At 71.4% G+C, this 10,207-nt stretch carries 10 protein-coding genes; 4 read left to right on the top strand and 6 right to left on the bottom strand.

What is annotated here, in order from left to right:
• Positions 1-96: 96 nt before the first annotated feature.
• From IE295_RS27300 to IE295_RS27280, 5 genes are all read right to left on the bottom strand, one after another.
• Complete coding sequence (locus IE295_RS27300) at positions 97-1,245, bottom strand: rod shape-determining protein (RefSeq protein WP_190066414.1); 1,149 nt, start codon at positions 1,243-1,245, stop codon at positions 97-99.
• A gap of 126 nt (positions 1,246-1,371) precedes the next feature.
• Positions 1,372-2,499, bottom strand: a complete 1,128-nt coding sequence (locus IE295_RS27295) for a GuaB3 family IMP dehydrogenase-related protein (protein ID WP_058046779.1) — start codon at positions 2,497-2,499, stop codon at positions 1,372-1,374.
• Between the two features lie 118 nt (positions 2,500-2,617).
• Positions 2,618-4,120 carry an IMP dehydrogenase gene (guaB, locus tag IE295_RS27290; protein WP_190066413.1) on the bottom strand — a complete coding sequence of 501 codons (1,503 nt, stop codon included), beginning with the start codon at positions 4,118-4,120 and terminating at the stop codon, positions 2,618-2,620.
• 142 nt (positions 4,121-4,262) lie between these two features.
• Entirely contained in the window at positions 4,263-4,865 is a 603-nt protein-coding gene (locus IE295_RS27285; RefSeq protein WP_086567115.1) for a sigma-70 family RNA polymerase sigma factor, read from the bottom strand.
• A gap of 463 nt (positions 4,866-5,328) precedes the next feature.
• A complete protein-coding gene (locus tag IE295_RS27280) occupies positions 5,329-5,940 on the bottom strand; it encodes a response regulator transcription factor (protein ID WP_003948568.1) in 612 nt (203 codons plus the stop codon).
• 443 nt (positions 5,941-6,383) lie between these two features.
• Here IE295_RS27280 and IE295_RS27275 point away from each other — a divergent pair, with 443 nt between their 5' ends.
• Complete coding sequence (locus IE295_RS27275; protein ID WP_099199465.1) at positions 6,384-6,710, top strand: WhiB family transcriptional regulator; 327 nt, start codon at positions 6,384-6,386, stop codon at positions 6,708-6,710.
• Positions 6,711-6,807: 97 nt separating this feature from the next.
• Here the strand turns inward: IE295_RS27275 and IE295_RS27270 are convergent, their stop codons facing one another.
• The gene (locus IE295_RS27270) at positions 6,808-7,719 is read right to left on the bottom strand and encodes a LysR family transcriptional regulator (protein WP_190066412.1); all 912 of its coding nucleotides are present in this window, start codon (positions 7,717-7,719) and stop codon (positions 6,808-6,810) included.
• A gap of 92 nt (positions 7,720-7,811) precedes the next feature.
• Between IE295_RS27270 and IE295_RS27265 the strand changes: the two genes are divergently transcribed.
• From IE295_RS27265 to IE295_RS27255, 3 genes are all read left to right on the top strand, one after another.
• On the top strand, positions 7,812-8,525 hold the full coding sequence (locus tag IE295_RS27265) for an MOSC domain-containing protein (protein ID WP_190066411.1): 714 nt from the start codon (positions 7,812-7,814) through the stop codon (positions 8,523-8,525).
• A gap of 69 nt (positions 8,526-8,594) precedes the next feature.
• Positions 8,595-9,368 (top strand): SDR family NAD(P)-dependent oxidoreductase, encoded by a 774-nt coding sequence (locus IE295_RS27260; protein WP_190066410.1) that lies wholly within the window; start codon positions 8,595-8,597, stop codon positions 9,366-9,368.
• Between the two features lie 66 nt (positions 9,369-9,434).
• On the top strand, positions 9,435-10,133 hold the full coding sequence (locus tag IE295_RS27255) for an ester cyclase (RefSeq protein ID WP_190066409.1): 699 nt from the start codon (positions 9,435-9,437) through the stop codon (positions 10,131-10,133).
• Positions 10,134-10,207 lie beyond the last annotated feature (74 nt).

Here is a 10,207-nt window from a genome sequence, read left to right as displayed (position 1 = left end):
CAGTCAGCTCATGACGACGCACCACGACCAGACAACGCGCTCACCGACTTTGCGGACACGCCCTAGGCCCGAAACCCGGGCCCAGGCCCCCAGGCCCTACAGCCGCCCCGACAGCATCCGGGGCTGCGCGTCCAGGACCGTGCGCAGCGAGGCGAAGTTCTCCACGCAGCGTCCGGTGCCGACGGCCACGCAGTCGAGCGGCTCGTCGGCGACGATCACCGGGATGTCGAGCTCACTGCTCAGCCGCACGTCCAGGCCGCGCAGCAGCGCGCCGCCGCCGGTGAGGACGATGCCGCGGTCCATGATGTCGCCGGACAGCTCGGGCGGCGTCTCGTCGAGGGTCTGGCGCACCGCCATCACGATCGCGTCCACCGGCTCGGTCAGCGCGTGCCGGATCTCGTCGGCCGTCAGCTCCAGCGTCTTGGGCAGGCCGCTGACCTGGTCGCGGCCCCGGATCGTGAGCCGGTCCCCGGGCCGCAGGCCCTGGGTCTCCTCCGGGTCGCCGCCGGCCGCCTCCGGGCCGCCGTCCCGCTCGAGCCGCCCGGCCGGCGCCTTGAGCCCGGACGGCGACCAGTAGCCGGTGGGCGAGGCCGAGCCGATGGTCATCTTGATCTCCTCGGCGGTGCGCTCACCGATCGCGAGGGCGTACTCCTTCTTGATGTACGACATGATGGCCGCGTCCATGGCGTCGCCGGCCGTCCGCACCGAGCGCGCGGTGACGATGCCGCCCAGGGAGATCACGGCCACCTCGGTGGTGCCGCCGCCGATGTCGACGACCATGCAGCCGGTGGGCTCGCTGACCGGCAGGCCCGCGCCGATCGCCGCCGCCATGGGCTCCTCGACCAGGTGCACCTGACGGGCCCCGGCCTGCGCCGCGGCCTCGATGACGGCACGGCGCTCGACGCCCGTGATGCCGGACGGCACGCACACCACGACGCGCGGCCGGGAGAAGCGGCGGTTGCCCATGACCTTCTTGATGAAGTGCCGCAGCATCCGCTCGGCGACCTCGAAGTCGGCGATGACGCCGTCCCGCATCGGGCGGATGGCCACGATGTTCGAGGGGGTGCGGCCGATGGTCTCCTTGGCCTCGGAGCCGACCGACAGCACGCTGCCGTCCTCGGCGTTGACCGCGACGACCGACGGCTCGTTGAGCACCACCCCCTTCCCCCGCACGTACACCAGCGTGTTCGCGGTGCCGAGGTCGATGCCCATGTCCCTGCCGCTGAACGACTTGCTTTGCGCCATAAGTCGCCAGTATTCCCTATGCTCGAACTTTTATACGGAGCCAACGGGCCGGGCGGTCACGGGAAGAGGGCGGGAACGGGAAAGGGCCCGGTCCGCCGAAGCGGCCCGGGCCCTCCTGACCGAAGGTCAGCGCTTGTCGTGCTGCGACGGAGCGACCGTCACCTCGACGCGCTGGAACTCCTTCAGGTCGCTGTAGCCGGTGGTGGCCATCGCGCGGCGCAGGGCGCCGAACATGTTCATCGAGCCGTCCGGGGTGTGCGAGGGACCGGTGAGGATCTCCTCGGTGGAGCCGACCGTGCCCAGGTTCATGCGCTTGCCGCGCGGCACGTCCTCGTGGACGGCCTCCATGCCCCAGTGGAAGCCCCGGCCCGGCGCGTCGGTGGCGCGGGCGAGCGGGGAGCCCATCATCACGGCGTCGGCACCGCAGGCGATGGCCTTCGGCAGGTCGCCGGACCAGCCCACGCCGCCGTCGGCGATGACGTGGACGTAGCGGCCGCCGGACTCGTCCATGTAGTCGCGGCGGGCGGCGGCGACGTCGGCGACGGCGGTCGCCATCGGGACCTGGATGCCCAGGACGTTGCGGGTGGTGTGCGCGGCGCCACCGCCGAAGCCGACGAGGACACCGGCGGCACCGGTGCGCATCAGGTGCAGGGCGGCGGTGTACGTGGCGCAACCGCCGACGATGACCGGCACGTCGAGCTCGTAGATGAACTGCTTGAGGTTCAGCGGCTCGGCGGCGCCGGAGACGTGCTCGGCGGAGACGGTCGTGCCGCGGATGACGAAGATGTCCACGCCGGCGTCGACGACGGCCTTGGAGAACTGCGCGGTGCGCTGCGGGGAGAGCGCGGCGGCGGTCACGACACCGGAGTCGCGGACCTCCTTGATGCGCTGCCCGATCAGCTCTTCCTTGATCGGCTCGGCGTAGATCTCCTGGAGACGCTTGGTCGCGGCGGTCTCGTCCAGCTCGGCGATCTCGGCGAGCAGCGGCTCCGGGTCCTCGTGGCGGGTCCACAGACCCTCGAGGTTCAGCACGCCCAGGCCGCCCAGCTCACCGATGCGGATGGCGGTCTCGGGCGAGACGACCGAGTCCATGGGGGCGGCCAGGAACGGCAGCTCGAAGCGGTAGGCGTCGATCTGCCAGGCGATCGAGACCTCCTTGGGGTCGCGGGTACGGCGACTCGGGACGACGGCGATGTCGTCGAACGCGTACGCCCGGCGGCCGCGCTTGCCGCGCCCGATCTCGATCTCAGTCACGTCTGTGGCCTTTCACTTTCCTTGGCGCTCCGTCTGCCGCATACCAGTATCCCCGACGCGGCGGAGCCCGCGGCCTGGCGGCTGCGGGCTCCGGGGGCGCTGTGCGAAGCTCCTACTACTACCGGCGGGAGTAGTTCGGCGCTTCAACCGTCATCTGGATGTCGTGCGGGTGGCTCTCCTTGAGGCCCGCGGACGTGATCCGCACGAAGCGGCCCTTGTCCTTGAGCTCCTGGATGTCCGCCGAGCCGACGTAGCCCATGGAGGCGCGCAGGCCGCCGATGAGCTGGTGGGCCACCGAGGACAGCGGGCCGCGGTAGGGCACCTGGCCCTCGATGCCCTCGGGGACCAGCTTGTCCTCGGAGAGGACGTTGTCCTGGAAGTAGCGGTCCTTGGAGAAGGACCGAGCCTGGCCGCGGGACTGCATGGCGCCCAGGGAGCCCATGCCGCGGTAGGACTTGAACTGCTTGCCGTTGATGAAGACCATCTCGCCCGGCGACTCCTCGCAGCCCGCGAGCAGCGAGCCGAGCATCACCGTGTCGGCGCCGGCGGCGATCGCCTTGGCGATGTCGCCGGAGTACTGCAGACCGCCGTCGCCGATGAGCGGCACACCGGCGGCGTGGCAGGCCTGGGCGGCCTCGTAGATCGCGGTGACCTGCGGGACGCCGATGCCGGCGACGACGCGGGTGGTGCAGATCGAGCCCGGGCCGACGCCGACCTTGACGCCGTCCACGCCGGCGTCGATCAGGGCCTGGGCGCCCTCGCGGGTGGCGACGTTGCCGCCGACGACGTCGACGTTGATGTTGGACTTGATCTTGGCGATCATGTCGAGGATGCCGCGGCTGTGGCCGTGGGCGCTGTCGACGACCAGGAAGTCCGCACCGGCCTCGACGAGCGCCTGGGCGCGCTCGAAGGCCTCGGCGCCGACGCCCACCGCGGCGCCGACGACCAGGCGGCCCTCGGAGTCCTTGGCGGCGTTGGGGTACTTCTCGGCCTTGACGAAGTCCTTGACCGTGATGAGGCCCTTGAGCACGCCGGCGTCGTCCACCAGCGGCAGCTTCTCGATCTTGTGGCGGCGCAGCAGCTCGATGGCGTCCTCGCCGGAGATGCCGACCTTGCCCGTCACCAGCGGCATCGGGGTCATGATCTCGCGCACCTGGCGGCTGCGGTCCAGCTCGAAGGCCATGTCGCGGTTGGTGACGATGCCGAGCAGCTTGCCCGCCGGGTCGGTGACCGGCACGCCGCTGATGCGGAACTTGGCGCACAGGGCGTCCGCCTCGGCCAGCGTGGCGTCCGGGCGGACCGTGATCGGGTCCGAGACCATGCCGGACTCGGAGCGCTTGACGAGGTCGACCTGGTTGGCCTGGTCCTCGATGGAGAGGTTGCGGTGCAGCACGCCCGCGCCGCCCTGGCGGGCCATGGCGATGGCCATGCGCGCCTCGGTCACCTTGTCCATGGCGGCGGACAGCAGCGGGATGTTGACTCGTACGTTCCGCGAGACCCGGGACGAGGTGTCCACGGCGTTCGGCAGGACCTCGGAGGCGCCCGGCAGCAGCAGGACGTCGTCGTATGTCAGACCGAGCATCGCGAATTTCCCGGGCATTCCGTCGACGTTGTCAGTCATGACACCTTCCCAAATGGTCTTGCCCCAGCGAGGACTCCCATGCTAACGGCCGCCACGCGTGTCCCATTCCACGATGACTGAGTCCCGCATCACTTAGAGATTCCTACGAATTCACACGGGTTCACTGCTCCGCGGGCGCGGTTCACTGCTCCGCGAGCGCACGGAGCCTGCTGAGCGCACGGTGCTGCGCCACCCGTACGGCACCGGGCGACATGCCCAGCATCTGTCCGGTCTCCTCCGCCGTCAGCCCGACCGCGACCCGCAGCAGGACCAGCTCGCGCTGGTTCTCCGGCAGGTTGGCGAGCAGTTTCTTGGCCCACTCGGCGTCGCTGCTCAGCAGCGCGCGCTCCTCCGGCCCCAGCGAGTCGTCGGGCTGCTCGGGCATCTCGTCGGAGGGCACGGCCGTGCTGCCGGGGTGGCGCATGGCGGCCCGCTGCAGGTCGGCGACCTTGTGCGCGGCGATGGCCACGACGAAGGCCTCGAAGGGACGCCCGGTGTCGCGGTAGCGCGGCAGGGCGCACAGCACCGCGAGGCAGACCTCCTGGGCGAGGTCGTCCACGAAGTGCCGGGCGTCGCCCGGCAGCCGCGACAGCCGGGTGCGGCAGTAGCGCAGGGCGAGCGGGTGCACCAGGGCGAGCAGATCGTGGGTGGCCCGCCGGTCGCCCTCGACCGCGCGGCTGACGAGGGCGCCGATCTCCCCCGGTCCGGCAGCCACGGGGGGCTCCGGGGTCTCGTCGTCACGCATCGGTCCATGGTGCCTTGACGTCAAGCGATCCACGGCATCGCCTTCATCGTTGTGCGTCGAACCGTTACGCGTCGGTGTCCTCGCACTCACGTCTCGCGTCGCCCCCTTCCGGGTATACCCGCCCCGCGCCCACGACTCCACCGATAGCTTGAGCCCGTGCCGTGCGGCATCGGGCAGGGCCTGTCCGTCATGAGGTCTCTTCCGGCCGAGTGAGAAGCCTCGGCCTCCGCCGGGGAGGAGTCACACTCCAAGGATGCGGCATCCCTCGGAGTTTCGGAGTCGGACGCCCGTCACGGAAGCGATCGCACGCCTGAGCGCGCACCCGCGACCGTCGTGATCGCGGACCCGCGACCAGGGGAACCGGGGCCGACGGGGCCGTGACCGGCGACATGAGGCCGCGGTGCGCACCACCTGTCCGAGTGACGCGTACCGCGACCGCACGGCGCCGCGCGCCACGTCCCGCCTAACGGACCAGACCCCAGCGGAAGCCGAGCGCCACCGCGTGCGCCCGGTCCGAGGCGCCCAGCTTCTTGAACAGCCGCCGGGCGTGGGTCTTGACCGTGTCCTCCGAGAGGAACAGCTCCCGGCCGATCTCGGCGTTGGAGCGCCCGTGGCTCATGCCCTCCAGCACCTGGATCTCGCGCGCGGTGAGCGTGGGCGCCGCGCCCATCTCCGCCGAACGCAGCCGGCGCGGGGCGAGCCGCCAGGTCGGGTCGGCGAGGGCCTGGGTCACCGTGGCGCGCAGCTCGGCGCGCGAGGCGTCCTTGTGGAGGTAGCCGCGCGCCCCGGCGGCGACCGCGAGCGCGACGCCGTCCAGGTCCTCGGCCACCGTGAGCATGATGATCCGGGCGCCGGGGTCGGCGGAGAGCAGCCGGCGCACGGTCTCCACACCGCCCAGTCCGGGCATGCGTACGTCCATCAGAATGAGGTCCGAACGATCGGCGCCCCAGCGGCGGAGGACTTCCTCGCCGTTGGCCGCCGTCGTCACGCGCTCGACGCCGGGCACGGTCGCCACCGCGCGCCGGAGCGCTTCTCGGGCAAGCGGGGAGTCGTCGCAGACGAGGACGGATGTCATGGCCGCCCTCCGCAGCTGATGCGCGTCACCTTGAGCCTCCAGAGGCTGGTACTGATCGTCACCTGTGCGGTTGACGACGCCCGGGCACCTGCCACCCGCCCGACTGCTTCACGCGTCAACCGTCTCCGCACTCTCAACGACGGTCACCCGAAAGAGTTACGGTCTCGGTCGGTCGTGTTCGGCACTCTACGTGAGGGCTCGGACACGGAGCAGGGCGCACGGGGGGCGCCCGGCCCGCGGACCAAGCTATGCCCCATTTGCCCACTCGGACCTGTTTTTCTTCCCATTTGCTGCTGTCTGTGGCTAGATTCGCAATGAGTCATATTTTCATCTGCTCACATAGCGGATGAACGGCATGGGCACTGCATGAGATCGCTTCGACCAGGTCACCCGTCAAGGTCACAGCACCAATCGCTGCGACGATCGCTTCGAGGGGATAAGCAATGGCAGATTTCTCCCGCCTTCCCGGTCCCAACGCCGACCTGTGGGACTGGCAGCTCCTGGCGGCGTGCCGAGGGGTCGACAGCTCGCTCTTCTTCCACCCCGAGGGCGAGCGCGGTGCCGCCCGCAGCGCCCGGGAGACCTCCGCGAAGGAGGTGTGCATGCGCTGCCCGGTACGCGCCGAGTGCGCGGCGCACGCGCTGGCGGTGAGGGAGCCCTACGGCGTGTGGGGCGGCCTCACCGAGGACGAGCGCGAGGAGCTCATGGGGCGTGCACGGCACCGCTCCATCACGGCGAGCGGCGCGGGCGCCGGCGCGATGACCGCGTGAGCGCTCGCCGCCCCGCCGGACTCAACGAAGAAACGTTTCAGTCGAGCGGCCCCCCGCTCACGCGCGGCCACCTGGCCGGGCGCCCACCCGCGCCGGGTCAGCGGCTCGCCGCGGCCGCCAGCCGGTCCAGCATCGCGCCGACCGCCGGCACCCGGGCCAGGTCCGGCAGGGTGAGGGCCACGATCTCGCGCTGCACCACGGGCTCGACGGGCACGATCCGCGCCCCCTTCGGCCGTACCGACTCCAGCGCCAGCTCCGGCATCACGGCCACTCCGAGACCGGCCCCGACGAGGCCGAAGACCGCCGGGTAGTCGTCCGTCGCGAAGTCGATGCGCGGCGTGAACCCCGCGGACTCGCACACCTCGACCAGATGCCGCCGGCAGCGCGGGCAGCCCGCGATCCACGGCTCCCGCTCCAGCTCCGCTATCGCGATCCGCTCCGCCCCGGCGAGCCGGTGCCCCTCCGGGACCACGCCGATGAGGCGGTCGGTCAGCAGCGGCCGTACGACCAGGTCGTCCCACTCGGCGCCGGCGGCCGGATCGGCGCCGCGCACGTCGGGGTAGCGGAAGGCCAGGGCGATCTCGCAGTCGCCCTCGCGCAGCATCTCCACCGAACGCGGCGGCTCCGCCTCCACCAGCGACACCTGGGTGCCCGGGTGCGCCGCCCGCATCTCCGCGAGGGCGGTCGGCACCAGCGTCGAGCTGCCGCTGGGGAAGGAGACCAGCCGCACCCGCCCGGCCCGCAGTCCGGCGATCGCCGCGATCTCCTCCTCGGCCGCGGTCAGCCCCGCCAGGATCCCGGCGGCGTGCCGGACCAGGGCCGCGCCCGCCTCCGTCAGCCGCATCTCCCGGCCCGTACGGATCAGCAGGGGCGTGCCCGTGGACTGCTCCAGGGCCTTCATCTGCTGGCTCACGGCGGGCTGGGTGCACCCCAGCTCACGGGCCGCGGCCGAGAAGGAACCGGTGCCGGCCACCGCGCGCAGCACCCTGAGATGACGAGCCTCGATCATGCCTCGAGCATAAGCCCACCTTGGGGCAGACGGGCAAAGACCGGCCCGGAACTTTGAGGCGGATCCGCCGCCCCCCGCCCTACGCTTGCCCCATGCACCTGATCTCCGTGAACGCCGGCCGCGACCGCACCTCCGACGACCGCTCCGCCCCCGGCGGCGCCTTCGCGGACGGCCTGCGCACCGGCATCGACAAGCGCCCGGTGACCGGCCCGGTCGCGGTGGCCGCGCCCGGCCCGCAGGGCGTCGCGGGCAGCGGCGTCGCCGGCGACACGGTGGTGAACCTGCGCCACCACGGCGGGGACCACCAGGCGGTGTACGCGTTCGCGCGCGAGGACCTCGACGGCTGGGAGCGCGAGCTGGGCCGGCCGCTGCCGCACGGCTCCTTCGGCGAGAACCTCACCACCGGCGGACTCGACGTCAACGGTGCGCGGATCGGGGAGCGTTGGCGCATAGGTACGGATCTGGTGCTGGAAGTGGCCTCGCCGCGCATCCCCTGCCGCACGTTCGCCGACTGGCTGGGAGAGACCGGCTGGATCCGGCGCTTCACCCAGAAGGCGGCGCCGGGCGCGTACCTGCGCGTCGTCACGCCCGGCGAGGTGCGGGCGGGCGACCCCGTCACGGTCGTCCACCGCCCCGGCCACGAGGTGACCGTCTCCGTCGTCTTCCGCGCCATGACGACCGAACGCGCGCTGCTGCCCGCCGTCCTGGCCGCCGGTGACGCGCTCGACCCCAAGGTGCGCCAGAAGGCGCTGGCCTTCATGGAGCGTCAGGCCCCGGACACGGCGCGTCAGGAGCCCGACGCGTAAGGCCCCCCGGGGGCGGGGAGAGAGACGGGAAGGCCTTCGCGGGGTCACGCCGAGCACTAACGTTCCTGTATGACGACTGCACTGATCACGGGGGCGACGGCGGGCATCGGCGCGGCCTTCGCCCGACGGCTGGCGGCCGACGGGCACAACCTGGTGCTCGTGGCGCGCGACGAGAAGCGGCTGCACGAGCAGGCGACCGAACTCCACGACCGTCACGGGGTGGAGGCGGAGGTGCTCCGCGCGGACCTGTCCGAGGACGAGGGCATCGCGGCGGTCGAGGCGCGCCTCGCCGACCGCAAGAACCCGGTGGACCTGCTGGTGAACAACGCGGGCTTCGCCAACAAGGGCCGCTACCTCGAGGTCCCCATGGCCGACGAGCTGATGATGCTCAAGGTGCACTGCGAGGCGGTGCTGCGGCTGACCTCGGCCGCGACGGCGAGCATGCGGGAGCGCAGGCGCGGCGGGGTGGTCAACGTCGCGTCGGTCGCCGCGTTCGTCCCCCGCGGGACGTACGGGGCGAGCAAGGCGTGGGTGGTGCAGTTCACCCAGGGTGCCGCGCGGGACCTGGCGGGGAGCGGGGTGCGGCTGATGGCGCTGTGCCCCGGCTTCGTACGGACCGAGTTCCACCAGCGGGCCGGCATGGGCGTGGACAACGTTCCCGGCTGGATGTGGCTGGACGCGGACAAGCTGGTGGAGGCCGCGCTGAAGGACCTGGCGCGCGGCAAGTCGCTGTCCATTCCGGACCCGCGCTACAAGGCGCTGGCCGGCCTGATGAAGCTGGCCCCGCGCCGGGCGGTCTCGCGGGCGGGGGCCACGACCGGGCGCAGGTACGGGCCGAACTGACGGAACAGTGAGCCTCTCGGGTGCCCTGATCCAGGACTAACCTGGATATATCACCCGGGAGGCGCCATGACTTTCGTACAGGTAATCGACTGCAAGACGAGTCGGTACGACGACATGAACCGGCTCATGGACGACTGGGTCGCCGCGACCGAGGGCAAGCGCACCGCCACCCACTCCATCGTCGGCCGCGACCACACCGACAGCGAGCACTACGTGGAGATCATCGAGTTCCCGTCCTACGAGAAGGCGATGGAGAACTCGAACCTCCCCGAGACCAACCGGATCTTCGAGGAGATGGTCGCGCTCTGCGACGGGCTGCCGAGCTTCACCGACCTCGACGTCGTCCGCGACGAGCAGCTGAACAGGACGACGGCCCGCCGCTTCTTCGACGAGGTCGCCGTCGGCGGGGACCTGGACCTCATCGACGAGCTCTGCACGGCCGACTACGTCGACCACGACGTCGGCAAGGAGGAGCGGACCGCGGTCGGGTGCGAGGCCCTGAAGCAGGACGTGACGGGCTGGCGGGACGCCTTCGACTTCGGCTTCACCCTGCACCGCCAGCTGGCCGAGGGCGACGAGGTCAGCACCCACTGGACCTGGCGGGGCACCCACCAGGGCGACTTCGCGGGCCTGCAGCCCACGGGGCAGACGGTCGCCATGGACGGGGTGACGATCCACCGCTTCGTCGACGGGAAGATCGCGGAGGGCTGGTGGGTCTACGACATGCTGGGGCTGCTGCGCCAGCTGGGCGCCGTGGGTTCGTAAAACGCGTGGGTTCGTAGAAACGCGGTACGTGCGCAGAAACGCGGTACGTGCGTAGAAACGAAAACGGGCCCGGC

The organism is Streptomyces griseocarneus (assembly GCF_014655595.1).
Lineage (GTDB): Bacteria > Actinomycetota > Actinomycetes > Streptomycetales > Streptomycetaceae > Streptomyces > Streptomyces griseocarneus.
This window is presented reverse-complemented; position numbering and strand designations above follow the sequence as displayed.